The following is a 19,416-nucleotide window of genomic DNA, read 5'->3' as shown; positions in this document are numbered from 1 at the left end:
TCTCCTTCGTCTCGGGTTCTATCGGGTGGCCGCGGCCTGGGCCGCGTTGTTTGGAAGCCGCGTCGCGGCGCGTTCCGCCGCGACGCGAGCGGAAGCCGCGTCGGACGCGGACAGGGCTGCTGCGGCGATCTCGCGCGCTTGCTCGAGGCTGTGCTGCAGCAGGGTGGCCCGCACATCGGCGAGCGCGGTAGGGGCCATCGAGAGGCTCGTGGCGCCGAGGCCCACGAGCACGACGGCCAGCAGCGGATCGGCGGCGGCCTCGCCGCAGATGCCCACGGGCTTGCCGTGCGTACGGCCGGCCTCTCCGACCTCGCGGATGAGGCGCAGCACGGCAGGGTGCCACGGGTCCTGGTACGTCGCCACCGAACCGAGCAGCCGGTCGGCGGCGAGGGTGTACTGGGTGAGGTCGTTGGTGCCGATCGACGCGAAGTCCGCATGCTCGAGGATGCGATCGGCCAGCAGCGCCGATGACGGAACCTCGACCATGACCCCGGCCGTCTTGATGCCGTAGTCCCGCGCGATGTCGACGAAGTACTCGGTCTCTTCGACCGTCGCCACCATCGGGGCCATGACCCAGACGTCGGCCCCGCCACCGGCTTGCGCAGAGGTCGCGGCATCCGCCTCCGCCAGCGCCGTGAGCTGCTCGCGCAGGATGTCCTCGCTCGCACGCAGCGCGCGGAGGCCGCGCAGACCGAGCGCGGGGTTCTCCTCGTGTGCGTCGTTGAGGAATGCGAGCGGCTTGTCGGCCCCCGCGTCCAGCACGCGCACGACGACCTTCTTGCCGGGGAACGCGGCCAGCAGCTTCGTGTACGCCTCCCGCTGCTGCTCGACGGTCGGCGCCTGGTTCGAGCTGAGGAACAGGAACTCGGTGCGGAACAGGCCCACGCCCTCGGCGCCGAGCGCGACGGCCTCGGCCGCGCCGTCGGCGTTGCCGAGGTTCGCCAGCAGCGGGACCGCGGTGCCGTCGGCGAGGGCGCCGTCGGTGATGGGGGCGGATGCCGCGGCTGCACGGTCCGCGGCGCGACGGCTCGCGCGATCGAGTTCTTCGGACGTCGGCGCCGTCGTGACGACTCCGGCGGCGGCATCCACGATCACGGTCTCGCCGTCGCGGAGCCCGGTCGCCGAGGTCGCGCCGACGACGGCCACGATCGACTTCTCGCGGGCCAGGATCGCAGTGTGGGAGGTCGGCCCGCCCTCGGTGGTGACGAGCGCGAGCACCTTGTCGAGATCGAGGAGTGCGGTGTCGGCCGGAGCGAGATCCTTCGCCACGAGCACGAACGGATGCCCCGGATCGGGCACGCCCGGAGCCGCCACACCGCGCAGCCGCGCGATGACCCGCTGGGCGACATCGTCGAGGTCGGCAGCGCGCTCGCCGAGGTAGCCGCCGAGCGCCGTGAGCTGCTCGCGGAACGATGCGAACGCATCGAACACCGCGTACTCGGCGGTCCTGCCCTGTGCGAGCCGGGCATTCACCTCGTCGGCGAGCGACGGATCCTCGGCCATCATCGCCTGCGCCTCGAGCACCTCCTGCGCCGCGCCGCCGGCTTGGGCCCCGCGCGCCTCGAGCTCGCGCGCGACGGCGGCGACGGCATCCGTCACCCGTGCCTTCTCCTCATCGGCGCTCAGTGTGCTCGGCGCGTCGGACGGGGGCGGAAGGGGCTCCGCCATGCGCGCCACGGGACCCTGTGCGACGCCCAGACCGATGCCGACACCTCGAAGCTCTGCCATTTCGGTCACTCCGCGTCGTGGTCGGTGGTCAGGAGCTCCGCGAGCCGGTCGAGCGTCGACTCGGCGCCGTCGCCGTCCGCAGTGAGCGTCACGTAGTCGCCCTGCTCGACGCCGAGCGCGATCACGCCGAGGATGCTGGCGGCGTTCACCGGGCCGCCCGAGTCCTTCGCGATGGTCACGGGGATGCCGGCGTCCTTCGCCGCCTGCGCGAACAGCTTCGCCGGGCGCGCGTGGAGTCCGTGGGACGAGCCGATGCGGACCGTGCGTGAGATGGGTGGCATGTCGTGACCTCTCTGTCGTGGCTGACGGGTCTGGCTGGTCGTTCGTGTCATTCGGGCGTGGCGTCCGCGGCCGGAAGCGGCCCCCCGGGGCCTCCGACCGCGGCGTGCACCAGGTCGAGCGTTCGCGTGCCGTCGAGATCCCGGAAGATGTCGGACGGCAGCAGCACCACCGTCGTGCCTCGTGCGGCGGCATCCCGTTCGATGCGCTCCAGCGCATGCGTGAGGTGCGGACCGACGAGGACGACGTCGGCGGCATCGAGATCGATCGGGAGCGACTGCTCGGTGCCGGCGAAGGCGGTGTAGGCGAGGCCCCGGTCGTGAGCGGCGTGTCGCACGCGCTGTGCGACGAAGGTGCTCGAGGCACCCGCTCCGCAGACCACCAGGATCCTCATCGACCCGCCTCCTCGTCACCTCATTCTTGTGAGAACCCTGGGAGCCGACAACCAGTCCTTCTTCCGCAGGGGCGGAAACGCCGGGCCGCTCCGGTGGCCGCCGTGATTGACTGGGCACCGTGACCCGAGCTCGACAGGACCGCGTGCTCGGCCTGCTCGTGCGCGACGGGGAGTGGGTCACCGCGTCCGCCCTCGCCGACGCGCTCGGCGTGACGCCGCGCAGCATCCGGTCCTATGTGACGGCGATCAACGCGCGGGTCGCGCCGGGGGTAGCGGTGGAGTCGGGTCCGCAGGGCTACCGCGCGGGCCCGGACGCCGCGGCGGCTCTGCGCGCCGCGGGGGAGGCGGGCACGCCCCGCGACCGCCTGCACACGCTCGTGCGCAGCCTGCTCGACAGCGCCGACGGCATCGACGTGTTCGAGACCGCCGACCGGCTGCATGTGTCGCCGGCGACCCTCGACGCCGACCTCGCCCGCGTGCGCGGCCTGCTCGGCGGCACGGAGCTGACGCTCGAGCGCTCCGCCTCGCGCGCACGGCTGCGGGGCACCGAGGCGGCGCAGCGCCGGCTGCTCAGCCGCCTGGCGCATGACGAGATGGATGCCGGATCCTTCGACCTCGCCGCGCTCCGGCGCACGCTCGGCGAAGGCTCGGTCGGGGCACAGGCGTTCGGTCCGTTCAAGACCGACCTGGTCGCACGGCTGGGGGAGCTCGGCTGGTTCGTCAACGAGTTCGGCATCGGCGATGTCGTCATGCACATCGCGATCGCCGCGGACCGGGTCTCGCGCGACCGTCCGCTCGAGGGCTCTGACGTCGACGCCCGGCCCGAGCAGGCCGACGTCGCCGCGATGATCGGCGAGCTCGCCGAGCGCCACCTCGGAGTGCGGCTCGGCAGCGGTGACCTGCAGCATCTCGCGACACTCGTGCTCACGCGGGTCGTCGCGCCCGGCGGAGCGCCCGGCGACACCCACGAGCACACCCGGGCCCAGCTCGAGCGCGAGGTCGAGCAGGCGGTCCGCGACATCGTGCAGCGTGCCGCAGCGGAGTTCCTCGTCGACATCGTGCACGAGGACTTCATCCTCCGGCTCGCCCTCCACGTGCAGAACCTGCGGCTGCGCGCACGTGAGCAGGCGTGGTCGCGCAACCCGCTGACCCGGTCGCTCAAGTCGACGTACCCGATGATCTTCGAGGTCGCCGTGTTCATCGCGAACGGCCTCCACGAACGGCTCGACATCCCGCTGCTCGACGACGAGATCGCGTACATCGCGATGCACGTGGGCGGTCGCCTCGAGCGCAGTCGCCGCGCCGATCAGCTGCTCACCGCGACGATCGTGTGCCCCGGCTACTACGAGCTCCACGAGCTCCTGCGGTCTTCCGTCGACCGTTCGCTGGGCCAGGCCATCGAGGTCGTCGGCGTCGAGACGCGCGTCGACCCCGACTGGGACTCGATCGACACCGACCTGGTGCTCACGACGATCGACCCCGCGGCGCCCGGTGAACGCATCGTGCGCATCCAGCCGTTCCTGACCGACGCCGATGTCGAGCGCGTCCAGGCCGCCGCGGGCCGCGTACGCCGGTCGCGCCGCCTCGCGCGGCTGCGCGGCGAGCTCGAGCGGTACTTCGAGCCGGCAGCGTTCGTGCGGGGCCTCGAGCCCGGCGTCGGAGAGGACGGCGTGATCCGGCTCCTCGGCGAACCGCTCATCGCGGCCGGGGTCATCGACTCCGACTACGTCGAGCGCACGATCCAGCGCGAGCAGCTGTCGTCCACCGCGTTCACCGACGCCCTCGCGGTTCCGCACGCGCTCGGGATGACGGCATCCCGCACCGCCATCGCCATCGGCATCGCCGATCCCTCGATCCCGTGGGGCGACGGCCGCGTGCAGGTGGTCGCGCTCGTCGCCTTCTCGGAGTCCGACCGCGAGGCGTTCCAGACCGTGTTCGAGCAGTTCGTCGAGGTCTTCTCGGAGCGTGACAGCGTCCAGCGCATCGTCCGCCGCGCGACCTCGTTCACGGCCTTCCTCGACGAGCTCGTCGCCGTCATCGACGGCTGATTCCGGCATCCGTCGTCGCGCGGAGTCCTGCGACGATTCTTCAGGTGGCGCAACACGCGGGGTGATCGTGGTGATGCCGCGTGTTGTGCCACCCGAGCGCGCGGCTCGCGGGCGCGAGATTCTTCAGGTGGCGCAACACGCGGGGTGAGTGTGGCGATGCCGCGTGTCGTGCCACCCGAGCGCGCGGCTCGCGGGCGCGAGGTTCTTCAGGTGGCGCAACACGCGGGGTGACCGTCGCGATGCCGCGTGTCGTGCCACCCGAACGTGCCGCTCGGGGGCGCGAGATCCTTCGGGTGGCGCAACACGCGGGGTGACCGTGGCGATGCCGCGTGTCGTGCCACCCGAGCGCGGCCGCGAAGGACGTGACGGATGCCGCGACCCGGGTCGGCCGCGGGCGCGAGATCCTTCAGGTGGCGCAACACGCGGGGTGACCGTGGCGATGCCGCGTGTCGTGCCACCCGAGCGCGGCCGCGAAGGATGTGACGGATGCCGCGACCCGGGGTCAGCCGCGGGCGAAGATCCTCCAGGTGGCGCAACACGCGGGGTGACCGTCGCGATGCCGCGTGTTGTGCCACCCGAACGTGCGGCTCGCGGGCGCGAGATTCTTCAGGTGGCGCAACACGCGGGGTGAGTGTGGCGATGCCGCGTGTCGTGCCACCCGAGCGCGGCCGCGAAGGACGTGACGGATGCCGCGACCCGGGTCGGCCGCGGGCGCGGGCGCGGGCGCGAGATCCTTCAGGTGGCGCAACACGCGGGGTGACCGTGGCGATGCCGCGTGTCGTGCCACCCGAGCGCACAGCTCGCGGGCGCGAAATCCTTCAGGTGGCGCAACACGCGGGGTGATCGTGGCGATGCCGCGTGTCGTGCCACCCGAACGCGGCCGCGAAGGACGTGACGGATGCCGCGACCCGGGGTCAGCCGCGGGCGAGGCGCTCCTCGAGGCCGAGCTTCACGGCGGGCCACTCGTGGGGGAGGATCGAGAAGACGACGGTGTCGCGGAGCGTGCCGTCAGGGCCGAGGCGGTGATTGCGCAGCACGCCGTCCTGCTTGGCGCCGAGCCGGGCGATCGCGGCGCGGGACTGCCGGTTGTGCCAGTGCGTGCGGAACTCCACCGCGATCGCGTCGCACGCCTCGAACGCATGCCCGAGCAGCAGGAGCTTCGCCGCGGTGTTGACCGCCGTGCGCTGTGCCTCGAGACCGAGCCACGTGTGACCGATCTCGACGTGCCGGTTCGGCTGGTCGATGTTGCAGAAGGTCGTCGTGCCGACGACGCGCCCCGTGTCGAGCCGGCGCACCGCCCACGGATTCATGTGGCCCTCGTCGCGCCAGGCCAGGCGCTGCGCGATGTCGGCGGCGACGTCTCCGGGGCGCGGCACCGAGGTGTACCACGCGTGCTCGAGGCCCTCCGCGGCGAGCGCGAGGTCTGACTCGTGCTCGGGGGCGAGGGGCTCCAGTCGGACGTACGCGTTCTCGAGGGTGACGGGCAGAGTCAGCAGCACCCCTCGAGCCTAGGGGCTTGCTCTCGGCGGCTCGGCGCGCGCCCCGTGCACTGGATCGGAGTGGTTCCGCGACGCGCCGCGCAAACATGTCACCGCGCGGCGCGTCGGGCCCGGCATCCGATTCTGTGCACGGTCCGGGTCGGCTGGATCAGGAGTCCTTGGCGTGCATCTCGGCCTCCACCACGGAGGCGCCCGCCGCCGGGTCGTGGTCGGCGACCTCGGACGCTCGCCGGGCGGCGACGATCGCACGCTGACCGGCGGGCAGCCACACCGCGAGGCCGACGACGACGAAGGTCAGCAGGCCGGCCGCGATCAGCAGCACCTCGATCGACACGACGTCGGCGAGGGGACCGAACACGACCATGCCGATCGGCATCGCGACGGCCATCACGATGCCGACGAAGCCGAACACGCGACCCTGCCGCTCGGGTTCGACGGTCTCCTGCAGCAGCGTCATCGACGGCGTCGAGAAGAAGGGAACCGTCAGGCCGACGAGGAACATGAACCCGAAGAACACCCACACGTTGGGCGACAGCCCCAGGCCGATCGAGAGGGCGCCGAACACGAGCGACGCGACCACGATGAGGCCGATTCGGCTGCGCTTGGCGAACAGCGACGCGACCAGGATGCCGCCGAGCATCATGCCGATGCTGAACGCGACCTCGAGCACCGCGAGGTTCACGACGTCCTGAGCCTCGCCCGCGGGGAACGAGCGCACCAGCATGAGCGGCGTGAGGTTCGACGGCGCGACGGTCAGCAGGAAGATGATGGCGAAGAGCACGAGCAGCCACCGCACGAACGCGTGGTGCACGATGTAGCGCACGCCGTCGACGAGGTCGGCGAAGTATCCGGTGTGAGCGTCGGCGGCGCGGCGGATCGTGCCCACCGGGATGAGCGCGACGATGCCGATGCCGATGACCGCGGTGACCACGTCGATGAAGAAGATCGGGATCAGGGATGCCGCGGTGCCGCCGGTCGCCGCGGAGGCCCACGCGTAGAGCGCGCCGGCCGCCGCCGGCGCGAGCAGTGCCATCGCCGACTGGATCGACCCGTTGACGCCGTTGACGCGGATGAGGTTGCGGGTCGGCGTGATCTGCGGGATCAGGGCCGACACCGCGGGCATCTGGATGCCCGCGCCGGCCGATCGGATGGCCATGGTGGCGAACAGGAGCCACACCGCGTCGTAGCCCGTCATCATGATGAGCGCGAGCGCCAGCGTCGACAGCGCGATCGCGGCATCGGCGCCCATGATCAGGTACTTGCGGTTGTGGCGGTCCGCCCACACCCCGCCGAAGATCGACACGATCGCCTGCGGCAGGAACCCGAAGACCGCCGCGAGCGTCATCACGAGGCCTGACTGGTACGTGATGGTCAGGTACCAGAACACCGTGTACTGCACCAGCATCGACCCGAACAGGGTGACCGTCTGACCACCCAGGAAGAGGACGACGTTGCGCAGCCAGTGCGGGGGATCGACGGCGGTGGTGCCGGCATCCGTCTCGTTCTCGTCGTTCGCGCGCGTCATCAACTGCTCCTCATACGATGCCGATTCCCCCGTGCGATCCCGCTTTCGCGATATATCGCGAACGAGACTCTAGCACGGGGGTCCGACACGCGCGGGACGCGTCGGTGGCGTCAGCCGCCGTAGTCGGCGAGCAGCGCCCTCGCGCCGTCGGCGAGGGCAGCGATGCGCGCCGCGGCGTCCTCGCGCGACTCGCCGCGCACGTCGAGGTAGAGCTTGAGCTTCGGCTCGGTGCCGCTCGGGCGCACGATCACGCGCGATCCGTCGGCGAGCCAGAGCCGCAGCACGTCCCCGGGGGGCAGGCCGTCCACGCCGTCGAGCAGGTCGTCGACGCGGTCGACCGCGACCTCGCCGACGGACTCCGGATGCCGCGCCCGCAGCGCGCCCATCACCCGGGCGATCTGCGAGACGTCGTCGACGCGCACCGACACCTGATCGCTCGCGAATGCCCCGAACGTGTCGTCGAACTCGCGCAGCAGGTCGGCGAGCGTCGCGCCGCGCCCCCTCGCCTCGGCCACCATGCCGAGCATCGCGACGGCGGCCGAGATGCCGTCCTTGTCGCGCACGGTCTCGGGATTCACCAGATAGCCGAGCGCCTCCTCGAAGCCGAAGGCCATGCCGGGCGCGCGCGAGATCCACTTGAAGCCCGTGAGCGTCGCGTGGAAGCCGAGCCCGAAGTGCTCCGCGACGGTCTGCAGTCCGGGCGACGACACCAGCGAGCAGGCGAGCGACGCGCCCTCGGCAGCGCCCTCGACGGTCGCCAGTCGCGCGGCGCGCCAGCCGAGCAGCAGCCCGATCTCGTTCCCTGTGAGGCGGCGCCACCCTCCCTCGGACTCGGGGTCGGGCAGCGCGACGGCGAGCCGGTCGGCGTCGGGGTCGTTCGCGATGATGAGCTCGGCGTCGGCCTCGCGCGCGGCGGCGAACGCGAGGTCCATCGCACCGGGCTCCTCGGGGTTGGGGAATGCCACTGTCGGGAAGGCGCCGTCCGGGTCGAGCTGCGCCGTCACCGGCACGGGCGTGGGATACCCCGCCTCCTCGAGGATGCGTGAGAACGTCTCCCAGCCCACGCCGTGCATCGCGGTGTAGACCCAGCGCAGGCCCTCTGCTGCCGCCGGAGCCGGGGCGACCGCGGCCGTCGCGGCGACGTAGGCGTCGACGACCTCCTCAGTGGCGAGCTCGAACGCGAGGGAGCGGGGGAGCGTGCTTATGTCGACCGCGTCCGCCACCCGCTGGATGTGGGCGGCGATCTCGGCATCCGCGGGCGACACGATCTGCGAGCCCTGATCGGGGCCGCCGAGGTAGACCTTGTAGCCGTTGTCGTTCGGCGGGTTGTGGCTCGCGGTGACCATGACGCCTGCCGCGGCCCCGAAGTGCCGCACCGCGAAGGCGAGCACCGGCGTGGGAAGGAGGCGCGGCAGCAGGATGGCGCGCAGGCCGGCGCCCGCGAAGATCTCGGCGGAGTCGCGGGCGAACACGTCGGAGTTGCGGCGGCCGTCGTAGCCGATCACCACGATGGGGGCGTCCTCGAGGATGCCGGGGGTCGCGGGTCCCTCGGCCTCCAGGGCGTCTGCCGACGGTGGCTCGGTGAGCGCCTCGGCCGTCGCCTCGGGGACCTCGGGCGCGGCCTCGGCCGCGAGCGGAGGCATCCCCGCCCGCTCGCGGACGTAGGCCGCGAGGCCTGCCGCCGCCTGCGCCACGAGCACGCGGTTCATGCGGTTGCTGCCCGCACCGAGCTCACCGCGCAGGCCCGCCGTGCCGAAGGCCAGCCGGGCCGAGAAGCGGTCGGCGAGTTCTGCTGCTGCGGCGTCATCGCCGCCCTCGGCCGCAGCGATGAGGTCGCGAAGCTCGGCGCGGGTCTCGCCGTCGGGGTCCTGCGCGAGCCACGCGCGCGCGGCCTCGAGCACGGAATCCGGACGAGTGGGCACCGCGTCGGGCGCGGGCTCCTGGCGGTCCGGGGCGGCCGCGGGCATCTCGGTGTCGCTCACAGCGCCCCGATCACGCGGGCCAGGAGCGACGAGATGACCGGCTCGGCCTCGCGTCCGGCATCGATCACCTCCTGGTGGCTCAGGGGGGTGGTCTGGATGCCGGCAGCCATGTTCGTGATGAGCGAGAAGCCCAGCACCTCCATGCCCGCCTGGCGCGCGGCGATCGCCTCGAGCGCCGTCGACATGCCGACGATGTGGCCGCCGATGGTCTTGGCCATGTGCACTTCGGCAGGCGTCTCGTACTGCGGGCCGCGGAACTGGCAGTACACGCCCTCGTCGAGCGACGGATCGACGGTGCGCGCCACGTCGCGCAGCCGCATCGAGTACAGGTCGGTCAGGTCGATGAAGGTCGCGCCCTCCAGCGGCGAGGCGCCGGTGAGGTTGATGTGATCGCTGATGAGCACCGGCTGCCCGGGCTTCCAGGTGTGCTTGATGCCCCCCGCGCCGTTGGTCAGCACCATGATGCGCGCCCCGCTCGCGGCGGCGGTGCGCACGCTGTGGACGACGCGGCGCACGCCGTGACCCTCGTAGAAGTGCGTGCGGGCTCCGATGACGAGCACGCGGCGACCCTTGGGCGTCACGACGCTGCGGAGGGTGCCGACATGACCGGCGAGCGCGGGGGCGCTGAACCCGGTGACCTCGGTGGCCGGGAACGACGCCGTCGTCTCGCCCAGGATCTCGGCGGCCCGACCCCAGCCGCTGCCGAGGGTGAGTGCGATGTCATGGCGGTCGACGCCCGTGATGCGGGCGATGTCCTCGGCGGCCTCTCCGGCGACCTCGAACGGGTCGGCTGCGGGATCGTCGAGCGGGTTGCCGGTCGTGTCTGACATGCCGATCACTCTAGGAGCGCGGCGACGCAAGAGCCAGTGCGCGTGTGCGCCCGGGGGTGTCGCACCCCGCGCGGCGCCGGCCGCATCGGCCCCGGGCCGCGGGCGTGTCGTGTCCGAGGCATCCGGCAGGGGAGAATGGAGCCCATGTCGATCAGCTTCGAGCGCACGCAGAGTGTCGCCATCATCGGAGGCGGACCCGGAGGCTACGAGGCGGCACTGGCCGGCGCGCAGCTCGGAGCGGAGGTCACGGTCGTTGAGCGGGCGGGGATCGGCGGCTCCGCGGTCATCACCGACGTCGTGCCGTCGAAGTCGCTCATCGCGACCGCCGACGCCGCGGTGGCGATCGCCGGCGCCGGCGACCTCGGCGTGCAGCTGTTCGCGAAGGGCAAGGACGGCAAGCCGCTCAAGCCCGAGATCGCGATCAACCTCAGCGCCGTCAACAAGCGCCTTCTCACACTCGCCCGACAGCAGTCCGACGACATGCGGGCCTCGCTCGTCGAGGCGGGCGTCCGCATCATCTCGGGTCACGGCCGGCTCGAGGGCGATCACGCGGTCGTGGTCTCGACAGGCCCCGGCGGCACGGACTTCGACCGTATCGAGGCAGACACGCTCGTCGTGTCGACGGGGTCGTCACCGCGCGAGCTGCCCACCGCCAAGCCCGACGGCGAGCGCATCCTCACATGGACGCAGCTGTACAGCATGGCGGCGCTGCCCGAGCACCTCATCGTGGTGGGGTCGGGCGTCACGGGCGCCGAGTTCGCGGGCGCCTACATGAACCTCGGTGCGAAGGTCACGCTCGTGTCGAGTCGCGACCAGGTGCTTCCCGGGGAAGACAAGGATGCCGCAGCCGTCCTCGAGCGCGTGTTCAAGCGCGGCGGCATGACGCTGCTGTCGAAGTCCCGCGCCGAGCGAGTCGAGAACACCGGCGACGCCGTTGTCGTGACGCTGTCGGACGGCCGCACCGTCGAGGGCAGCCACTGCCTCATGGCGGTCGGCTCCGTTCCCAACACCTCGGGGATCGGCCTCGAGGAGGCCGGTGTGCAGATGACGGAGTCCGGTCATATCCAGGTGAACCGCGTCGCGCGCACTTCGGTGCCGAACATCTACGCCGCCGGTGACTGCACGACGTTCGTGCCGCTCGCCTCGGTCGCCTCGATGCAGGGCCGCACCGCGGTGTTCCACGCGCTGGGCGACGTCGTCATCCCGCTCGAGCGCCGGCGCATCGCGTCGAACATCTTCACCGCGCCCGAGATCGCCACGATCGGATGGCAGGAGAAGGACATCGAGGACGGCCACATCAACGGCGTCGTGCACAAGCTGCCGCTCGCGGCGAACCCCCGCGCGAAGATGATGGGCGTCAAGGACGGCTTCGTCAAGATCATCGCGCGCGAGGGGAGCGGCACCGTCATCGGCGGCGTCATCGTCGCGCCCCGCGCATCCGAGCTCGTCTACCCGATCGCGATCGCCGTGGAGCGGCGCCTCACGGTCGACCAGGTATCGCGCGTGTTCGCCGTGTACCCGTCGCTGTCGGGCAGCATCACCGACGCCGCACGCGCGATGCACGTCGTCGACCACAACGTCTACGGCGGCTGATACTGCTCGAGTGAGACGGATGCCGCGGCCCCCGGCATCCGTCTACGTGAGACCGCGATTGGCCGCCCACAGCTCCGCGGCGCGGTCGGCCGCCGCCTCGACGAGGGCTCGCAGCTCGGGCCGGTCGGGCATCGCGAACGAGACGTACGCGCCGCGCCCGCCCGCCACCGGGCGACCGTAGGCCTTCACCGCCAGCGTCGCGTCGGGCAGCAGCCGCACGGTGAGGGTCTGCAGCTCGAACTCCTCGCCGCGTCGTGTGTCGGTCCACCGCAGCTCGGGCGGGATCACGACGTTGATGGCGAGTGCCGACACCTCCGGTGCAGTGGGATTCGAGGCATCCATCCCGCCATCCTCCCGCGTCCGTCCACTGGTCGCATTCTCGGGTGGCGCAACAAGCGGGATCGGTGCCGCGATTGCGCGCGTCGCGACCCGCGAACGGCGGATGCCTCGGACCGAGGCGCCGGCCGCGTCAGCTGATGGTGAGGAGCTGGTGGCCGGCCGAGACGGTCGTGCCGGCCTCGGCGTTGATGCCGCCGATGACGCCGTCCTTGTGCGCCTGGATCGGCTGCTCCATCTTCATCGCCTCGAGCACGACGACGAGGTCGCCCTTGACGACCTGCTGCCCCTCTTCGACGGCGAACTTGACGACGGTGGCCTGCATCGGCGACTTGACCGCGTCACCCGAGGCCCCCGACACGACGGACGGGGCGTGCGACCGGCGCGACGGCGGCACGGCGGCGGGGCGGCCGACGGCTCCGGGCGTGGTCACCACGCGGTCGGGAAGGCTCACCTCGAGGCGCTTGCCGCCGACCTCGACGACGACCGTGTGACGCGCTTCCACGGGCTTGGGAGCCTCGAGCTCGCCGTCCCACGGCGCGATGTCGTTGTCGAACTCGGTCTCGATCCAGCGCGTGTACACGCCGAACGCCCCGTTCTCGGCGGTGAAGGCGGGGTCGCGCACGACCTTCCGGTGGAAGGGCAGCACGGTGGGCAGGCCCGCGACCTCGAACTCGTCGAGGGCGCGGCGCGCACGCTCGAGCGCCTCGGCGCGGTCGCGGCCGGTGACGATGATCTTCGCGAGCAGCGAGTCGAAGGCGCCCGACACGGTGTCGCCGGCGGTGACTCCCGAGTCCAGACGGATGCCGGGACCGCCGAACGTCTTGAACACGTGGATGGGGCCGGGCTGGGGAAGGAAACCGCGGCCGGGGTCTTCGCCGTTGATGCGGAACTCGATCGAGTGGCCGTCGGCGGCGGGGTCGTCGTAGCCGAGCTCCTCGCCCTCTGCCAGGCGGAACTGCTCACGCACCAGGTCGATCCCGGTGATCTCCTCCGAGACGGGGTGCTCGACCTGCAGGCGCGTGTTCACCTCGAGGAAGGAGATGGTCCCGTCGGCGCCGATGAGGAACTCGCACGTGCCCGCGCCGACGTAGCCGACCTCGCGCAGGATCGCCTTGGACGACTCGTACAGCACGCGGTTCTGCTCCTCGGTGAGGAACGGCGCCGGCGCCTCCTCGACGAGCTTCTGGTGGCGGCGCTGCAGCGAGCAGTCCCGCGTCGAGACGACGACCACGTTGCCCGCGGCATCCGCAAGGCACTGCGTCTCGACGTGGCGCGGCTTGTCGAGGTACTTCTCGACGAAGCACTCGCCGCGGCCGAACGCCGTGATCGCCTCGCGCGTGGCCGACTCGAAGAGCTCGGGAACCTCGTCCATCGTGCGAGCGACCTTGAGGCCGCGGCCACCGCCGCCGTACGCCGCCTTGATCGCGATCGGCAGTCCGACCTGCTCGGCGAACGCGACGACCTCCTCGGCGCCCGAGACGGGCCCCGGCGTGCCGGGGGCGAGCGGTGCGCCGACCTTCTCGGCGACCGCGCGGGCGGTCACCTTGTCGCCGAGCGCCTCGATCGCCTCGGGGCTCGGGCCGATCCACACCAGGCCCGCGGCGATGACGGCGCGGGCGAAATCGGCGTTCTCTGCCAGGAAGCCGTACCCGGGGTGCACCGCGTCGGCGCCCGAGCGGCGGGCGACCGACAGGATCTTCTCGATCGAGAGGTAGGTCTCGGCGCTCGTCGAGCCGTCGAGCGCATAGGCCTCATCGGCGAGCCGGGCGTGCAGGGCGTCGCGGTCCTGGTCGGCGTAGACGGCGATGGACGCCTTGCCGGCGTCGCGGGCGGCGCGGATGACGCGGACGGCGATCTCGCCGCGGTTGGCAACGAGAACCTTGGCGATCTGAGGCATGGATGCCAGCCTACCGACGGCGTTGATCGGGCTTTTGAGCGGTTCGTACAAGAACCGACGAGAAACGTGGGACTCCTACGACAATGTCGGTGTGTCGTCGAGCGACGGGTCGGCCGTGTTCCAGAGCTCTGTCCACTCCAGCCCGACCTCACGCACCAGCCGCCGAAGCGTCGAGACCGACATGCCGACCACCGTCGAGGGGTCGCCGTCGATCCTGTCGATGAACGCACCGCCGAGGCTGTCGACGGTGAACGCGCCGGCGACGTGCAGCGGCTCGCCGGTCGCGACGTACGCCTCGATCTCGGAATCCGTCACGTCGTCGACGAATGAGACGGATGCCGCGGCCGTCGCGTGCACCTCGCGGGGAGGCACGCCCGGCTCGAGGCGGATCACGGCGTGGCCCGAGTGCAGCACGCCGGTGCGGCCCCGCATCGTGCGCCAGCGCGCGACGGCGTTCTCGGGCGTGTAGGGCTTGCCGAGCACAGCGCCGTCGATCTCGAACATCGAGTCGCCGCCGATCACGATGCCGTCGAAGTCGGGGATGTCGTCGCCCAGGCGAGCTGCGACGGCGGCCGCCTTGCGGCGCGCGAGCAGCAGCACATGCTCGTCGGGCGGGAGTCGCCTGCCCTCGGCCCCCTCGACCGCCGCGACGACGCCCTCCTCATCGACGTCGGGGGCGACGGTGAGAGGACGGATGCCGAACTGCCGCAGCAGCATGAGCCGGGCGGGCGAGGTCGAGGCGAGGCACACGCGCATGGCTCCAGGGTAGGCGGCGCCGCGGCGTAGGCTCGTCGGATGGTGAATTCCGGCGACATCATCGATCTCGAGATCACGGGCGTCGCGCACGGCGGCGTGTTCGTGGGTCGGCACGAGGGCCGAGTGGTGTTCGTGCCCGACACCCTCCCGGGCGAGCGCGTGCGGGTGCGTCTCACGGACACCGCGAAGAAGTCCTTCTGGCGCGGCGAGGTGCTCGACGTGCTCGAGGCCTCCGAGCACCGGCGGCCGCACGTGTGGCGGCAGGCCGACGTCGACGTCGCACCCGAGAACCGTCCCGGCGGCGCCGACTTCGGTCACATCCAGCTCGACCACCAGCGAGAGCTGAAGCTCCGGGTGCTCGTCGAGGCGCTGGAGCGGTTCGGCGGAGTCACCCGTCTCGCCGTGGGGATGACCGACGCGCTTCCCGTGCTCGGGGATGCCGACGACGCACTGGCGCGAGTGCTCGACGAAGAGACGCCCGACGGGACCGGATGGCGGACTCGTGTGAGCCTGCACGTCGACGCCGACGGGCGCATCGGACCGTACGCCGCCCGCAGCCACCGGGTGGTCCAGGTCGACGACCTGCCGCTGGCGACCGAGCAGATCGAACGCGCGGCCCTCGCGCTGCCGAACGGAACCCACGCTCCCGGCCGCATCGACCTGGTGCAGCCCGCCGACGGTCGTGTGCGCGTCGTGCCGAGGCCGGAGCGAACCCCGCGGACCGCCGGTGCGCGGGGGAAGCGGCATCCGTCGCCCCGCGCTGTCGTCGACAAGAAGAACCCGGCACGCGAGGTGGTGATCGAGCGGGTCGGCCGCCGCGAGTTCCGTGTGGACGCCGGCGGGTTCTGGCAGGTTCACCGGCTCGCCGCGCATTCGCTCACCGAAGCGGTCAAGGCCGGATTGCGCGGACTTCGCGCGGATGGACCGATCCGGCGCGACGGCGGACTGTGGATCGACCCCGATGCGTGGCACCTCGACCTCTACGGCGGCGTCGGCCTCTTCGCGGCGACTCTGGGCGAGCTCGGCGGCCCGTCCACGCGTGTCACGAGCGTCGAGTCCGACGCGCGGGCGACGGAGCACGCCGGTGAGAACCTCGCCGAGTGGGTAGGCGCCCGCGCCGAGACCGGGCGGGTCGACCGGTGGCTCGCGCGGCTCGCGGCCGAGGCATCCACCACCGAACGCGAGCGGCTCTCGCGTGGTGTGGTGCTGCTCGACCCACCCCGCTCGGGCGCCGGACGCGAGGTCGTCGAGCACATCGCACGGCTCGCTCCGGCGACCGTGGTCTATGTCGCGTGCGACCCGGTCGCCCTCGCACGCGACATCGGCACCTTCCGCGCGTCGGGCTACGAGCCCGCGCGGATCGACGCCGTCGACCTCTTCCCCAACTCGCACCACGTCGAGGCCGTCGCCACCCTGACGCGGGCCTGACTCGCGGCTAGGCTGACGGCATGACGCGCGTGGCTCTCATCGACGACCACGAGTCCGTGCGGCTCGGGCTGGAGGCCGCGTGTGCGCGCGCACGCACGATGGAGGTCGTGTTCTCGGGGAACACGGTCACCGAGTACGTGAAGTGGCGCGCGTCCGCGGGCGCCGCCCCGGCCGACGTGGTCGTGCTCGACCTGACACTCGGCGACGGCACCACCGTCACCGAGAACGTGCGGCGCCTGGTGCTCGACGGGTCGAGCGTGATCATCCACAGCGTCGCCGACCGGCCGGCCGCCGTGCGGGAGGCGCTCGCGGCCGGTGCGGCGGGCGTCGTCAGCAAGTCATCGCCGATCGACGACGTCATCGCGGCGGTGCGCACGGTCGCCAGCGGCGAGCCCCTCAACAACGTCGAATGGGCGAGCGCCGTCGAGGGCGACCGCGAGTTCGCCGACGCGCAGCTCTCGGCGCGGGAACGCGAAGTGCTGCGGCTCTATGCCGCAGGGCTCCCGCTCAAGGTCGTCGCCGAGCGGCTCGGCGTCGCATACTCGACGGCCAAGGAGAACATCACACGGGTGCGCGTGAAATACGTCGAGGTCGGGCGCCCGGCACCCACCAAGGTCGACCTGCTCCGGCGTGCCATGGAAGACGGACTGCTCGCCGAATCCGCGTCGGACGCGGGGGACGTCGCGCGTGGCGGCTGACGGCCCGACGGTGCTGGACACCGCGTGGGCGCAGATTCCGCGCTCGCGGGAAGCCACCGCGGGGATCGGCTCGTTCACCCGGTCCCGCGTCGAGCGGATCATCTCGATCGCCGCGGCGTCCGGGTCGGTCATCATCGGCACGCAGGCGCTGATCGCCGCGCTCGGATCCACGCAAGAGCGCCCCGAGTGGCGCGTCCCGCTCATGGTCGCGGTCTTCGGAAGCCTCGCCATCATGCTGCTCGCCTGCGCCATCGGGCGTGCGGTGCGCGTCGCCTCCGGCGTCTTCGCCCTGGTGTACGTCCTGGCGCTCGCGGCGTGGCCGATCGCGACCGCCGGCGTCACTCCCGAGACGCTCGACGAGCCGTGGATCTGGTACCTGGTGAACCTCGCCACGCTCGCAGCCGTGCTGGCGTTCCCGTTCCCGCTGCAGATCGCGTGGATGATCCTCGCGCCGCTGCTGTTCTACTTCGTGCGGCTCGTCCAGGGCGGATTCGCCGCCGACTTCTGGATCGCCGTCGGCCTGGACGTGTCGTTCGCGCTCATCCTCGGCGGCGTCCTCCTGACGCTCGGCTGGATGCTGCGGTCGGTCGCCGCGAACGTCGACGAGACGCGCGCGCGCGCCGTGTCGTCGTACGCGCAGGCCGCCGCGGCCGATGCCGCGGAGCAGGAGCGGGTCGCGGTCGCCGCCCTCATGCACGACAGCGTGCTCGCGGCGCTGATCGCCGCGGAGCGCGCGACGACGCCCCGCGAACGGACGCTCGCGGCCGCGATGGCGCGCGAGGCGCTGACACGGCTGGCGAACACCGAGCAGGATTCGCATGAAGGCACCGACGACCCACGTGACGCGGCCGGGCTCGCCGGCGACATCGAAGCCGCCGCGGCCGAGCTCGGCGCCGACGTCGACGTGCACCGCGAGATCGCTGCCGACAGTTCGCCGATCCCAGGCCGAGTCGTCCGCGCGCTCGTGTTGGCGGCCACGCAGGCCGTCGCGAACGCGCTGCAGCACGCGGGCGGCGCCGGACTCGGCATCGCGGTGGTCGCCCGCGACGGCCGCGTGCGCGTCGAGGTGCACGATGCCGGCGAGGGGTTCGACCTCGAAGCGATCCCCGACGATCGCCTCGGCATCCGCGCGTCGATCATCGCGCGCGTCGCGGCCGTCGGGGGCACCGCGGACCTCGAGACGGGCCACCGCGGCACGACCGTGCGTCTCACGTGGCGGGAGCCGGCCTCGTGATCAGCGTCCAGCGGGTCCTGACCGTGCTCGCCGTCGCGTTCACGGCCTACCTCGCCGCCCGCGGGCTGTGGTGGACCGAGCCCGTCGATCAACCCCTCGTCATCGTCGCGGCGCTCGCGCTGTACCTCGTCGTCACGTGGCTGTGCATCTTCTGGTGGCCGGTAGGCGACGCCGCACGGCCGCGGGATGTCGACGGCGGCGGTCCGCCGCGGCGCTCCTTCCGCCTGCCCGCCTTCGCGCAGGCGCTCGCGCTCGCGTGCGCCGTCCTCGTTCCCACCGCGATCTCGTGGGCGGTCGGCCCCGCAGCGCGCCTGGACTCGTTCGGGACGTGGTACATCGGAGGCATCGGCGCCCTCATGGTGATCGTCCTGGTGCGCGGACGGCCGTGGACGGCGTGGGCGGGCCTCGCTCTGCTCGGACTCGCCTCGATGGCGTGGATGGGCGCGGTCCCGGCGCTGCAGCTCGGCCTCGTCGGCTCGCTGGTGTGGCTCGTGGTCGCACAGCTCGTCGTGAAGCTGGTGGATCGCGCCGCGCGCGACACCTCGCGGCTGGCTCGCCTTCAGCGCGCGGCATCCGCGTGGCAGACCTCGCAGGTGGTGCGCCAGCGTGAGCGTCGCGTACAGGTGCAGAAGGCGCTCGCCGTCGCCGGACCCGTGCTCACCCGCACCGTCGCACACTCCGGGGAGCTCACGGACGACGACCGGCTGGAGGCTCGCCTGGCCGAAGGTACGCTGCGTGACGAGATGCGCGGTCCGCGCCTGCTCGACGACGACGTCCGCGCCGAGCTCGAGCGCGCGCGCCGGCGCGGCGCCAACGTGACGGTGCTCGACGAGGGCGGCCTGGACGACGTCGACGAAGAGACCCTGCAGATCATCCGCGCCCAGCTGGCCGAGACGCTGCGGTCGGCGAGCTCGGATCGGCTCTACATCCGCACGTCGCCCGACGAGCGCATCGCGGTGACGGTCGTCGGGCGATCGCCGTCGGTCGGCGCTCCCAGTGACGAGGACGCGGTCGACCTGTGGCGCGAGATCCCGCACCCGAACCGGTCCTGAGCGCGCCACGGCTCTCGAGACGAACTCGCCCCCCGCTCAGCAGGGGGAGGGAAGCCGAACGGGGAGCGGAATCGGAGGAGGCGAGGGGCGGCGAAGCCGCCCGCCCCTCGCCTAGCGGACGGTTACCCGAAAAC

The 19,416-nt window shown here is 72.1% G+C and carries 16 protein-coding genes; 6 read left to right on the top strand and 10 right to left on the bottom strand.

Translation table 11 applies throughout. The features are described 5' to 3' along the window. Positions 1–18: 18 nt before the first annotated feature. The 3 genes from ptsP to AC3ANN_RS12140 are packed head-to-tail and all read right to left on the bottom strand — an operon-like array spanning position 19 to position 2,401. On the bottom strand, positions 19–1,728 hold the full coding sequence (gene ptsP / locus AC3ANN_RS12150) for a phosphoenolpyruvate--protein phosphotransferase (protein ID WP_488337654.1): 1,710 nt from the start codon (positions 1,726–1,728) through the stop codon (positions 19–21). Between the two features lie 5 nt (positions 1,729–1,733). Next, on the bottom strand, positions 1,734–2,009 hold the full coding sequence (locus AC3ANN_RS12145; RefSeq protein ID WP_488337653.1) for an HPr family phosphocarrier protein: 276 nt from the start codon (positions 2,007–2,009) through the stop codon (positions 1,734–1,736). Positions 2,010–2,056: 47 nt separating this feature from the next. Next, positions 2,057–2,401 carry a PTS sugar transporter gene (locus AC3ANN_RS12140; protein ID WP_488337652.1) on the bottom strand — a complete coding sequence of 115 codons (345 nt, stop codon included), beginning with the start codon at positions 2,399–2,401 and terminating at the stop codon, positions 2,057–2,059. 119 nt (positions 2,402–2,520) lie between these two features. Here AC3ANN_RS12140 and AC3ANN_RS12135 point away from each other — a divergent pair, with 119 nt between their 5' ends. Next, entirely contained in the window at positions 2,521–4,449 is a 1,929-nt protein-coding gene (locus AC3ANN_RS12135; RefSeq protein ID WP_488337651.1) for a BglG family transcription antiterminator, read from the top strand. A gap of 914 nt (positions 4,450–5,363) precedes the next feature. Here AC3ANN_RS12135 and AC3ANN_RS12130 read toward each other — a convergent pair. From AC3ANN_RS12130 to AC3ANN_RS12115, 4 genes are all read right to left on the bottom strand, one after another. Next, a complete protein-coding gene (locus AC3ANN_RS12130) occupies positions 5,364–5,948 on the bottom strand; it encodes a GNAT family N-acetyltransferase (protein WP_488337650.1) in 585 nt (194 codons plus the stop codon). Between the two features lie 148 nt (positions 5,949–6,096). Next, positions 6,097–7,473 carry an MFS transporter gene (locus tag AC3ANN_RS12125; RefSeq protein ID WP_488337649.1) on the bottom strand — a complete coding sequence of 459 codons (1,377 nt, stop codon included), beginning with the start codon at positions 7,471–7,473 and terminating at the stop codon, positions 6,097–6,099. Between the two features lie 110 nt (positions 7,474–7,583). Next, the gene (locus AC3ANN_RS12120; RefSeq protein ID WP_488340833.1) at positions 7,584–9,440 is read right to left on the bottom strand and encodes a phospho-sugar mutase; all 1,857 of its coding nucleotides are present in this window, start codon (positions 9,438–9,440) and stop codon (positions 7,584–7,586) included. 11 nt (positions 9,441–9,451) lie between these two features. Next, positions 9,452–10,285 (bottom strand): purine-nucleoside phosphorylase, encoded by an 834-nt coding sequence (locus AC3ANN_RS12115; protein WP_488337648.1) that lies wholly within the window; start codon positions 10,283–10,285, stop codon positions 9,452–9,454. A gap of 144 nt (positions 10,286–10,429) precedes the next feature. Here AC3ANN_RS12115 and AC3ANN_RS12110 point away from each other — a divergent pair, with 144 nt between their 5' ends. Then, entirely contained in the window at positions 10,430–11,878 is a 1,449-nt protein-coding gene (locus tag AC3ANN_RS12110) for an NAD(P)H-quinone dehydrogenase (protein WP_488337647.1), read from the top strand. Positions 11,879–11,920: 42 nt separating this feature from the next. Here AC3ANN_RS12110 and AC3ANN_RS12105 read toward each other — a convergent pair whose 3' ends face one another. From AC3ANN_RS12105 to AC3ANN_RS12095, 3 genes are all read right to left on the bottom strand, one after another. Beyond that, a complete protein-coding gene (locus AC3ANN_RS12105) occupies positions 11,921–12,220 on the bottom strand; it encodes a hypothetical protein (protein WP_488337646.1) in 300 nt (99 codons plus the stop codon). A gap of 127 nt (positions 12,221–12,347) precedes the next feature. Then, positions 12,348–14,114: an acetyl/propionyl/methylcrotonyl-CoA carboxylase subunit alpha gene (locus AC3ANN_RS12100; RefSeq protein ID WP_488337645.1), complete on the bottom strand. Its 1,767-nt coding sequence runs from the start codon at positions 14,112–14,114 to the stop codon at positions 12,348–12,350. Positions 14,115–14,189: 75 nt separating this feature from the next. Beyond that, the gene (locus tag AC3ANN_RS12095; RefSeq protein WP_488337644.1) at positions 14,190–14,870 is read right to left on the bottom strand and encodes a Maf family protein; all 681 of its coding nucleotides are present in this window, start codon (positions 14,868–14,870) and stop codon (positions 14,190–14,192) included. A 42-nt stretch (positions 14,871–14,912) separates the two neighbouring features. Between AC3ANN_RS12095 and AC3ANN_RS12090 the strand changes: the two genes are divergently transcribed. The 4 genes from AC3ANN_RS12090 to AC3ANN_RS12075 are packed head-to-tail and all read left to right on the top strand — an operon-like array spanning position 14,913 to position 19,282. Then, complete coding sequence (locus AC3ANN_RS12090) at positions 14,913–16,298, top strand: class I SAM-dependent RNA methyltransferase (RefSeq protein ID WP_488340832.1); 1,386 nt, start codon at positions 14,913–14,915, stop codon at positions 16,296–16,298. Positions 16,299–16,318: 20 nt separating this feature from the next. Continuing rightward, positions 16,319–16,996, top strand: a complete 678-nt coding sequence (locus tag AC3ANN_RS12085) for a response regulator (RefSeq protein ID WP_488337643.1) — start codon at positions 16,319–16,321, stop codon at positions 16,994–16,996. Next, positions 16,986–18,230: a sensor histidine kinase gene (locus AC3ANN_RS12080; protein ID WP_488337642.1), complete on the top strand. Its 1,245-nt coding sequence runs from the start codon at positions 16,986–16,988 to the stop codon at positions 18,228–18,230. The genes AC3ANN_RS12085 and AC3ANN_RS12080 overlap by 11 nt, the downstream gene beginning before the upstream one ends. After that, the gene (locus AC3ANN_RS12075) at positions 18,227–19,282 is read left to right on the top strand and encodes a hypothetical protein (protein ID WP_488337641.1); all 1,056 of its coding nucleotides are present in this window, start codon (positions 18,227–18,229) and stop codon (positions 19,280–19,282) included. The genes AC3ANN_RS12080 and AC3ANN_RS12075 overlap by 4 nt, the downstream gene beginning before the upstream one ends. The last annotated feature ends 134 nt before the right edge of the window (positions 19,283–19,416 follow it).

This window comes from Microbacterium sp. STRO-2N, from assembly GCF_057747775.1.
This window is presented reverse-complemented; position numbering and strand designations above follow the sequence as displayed.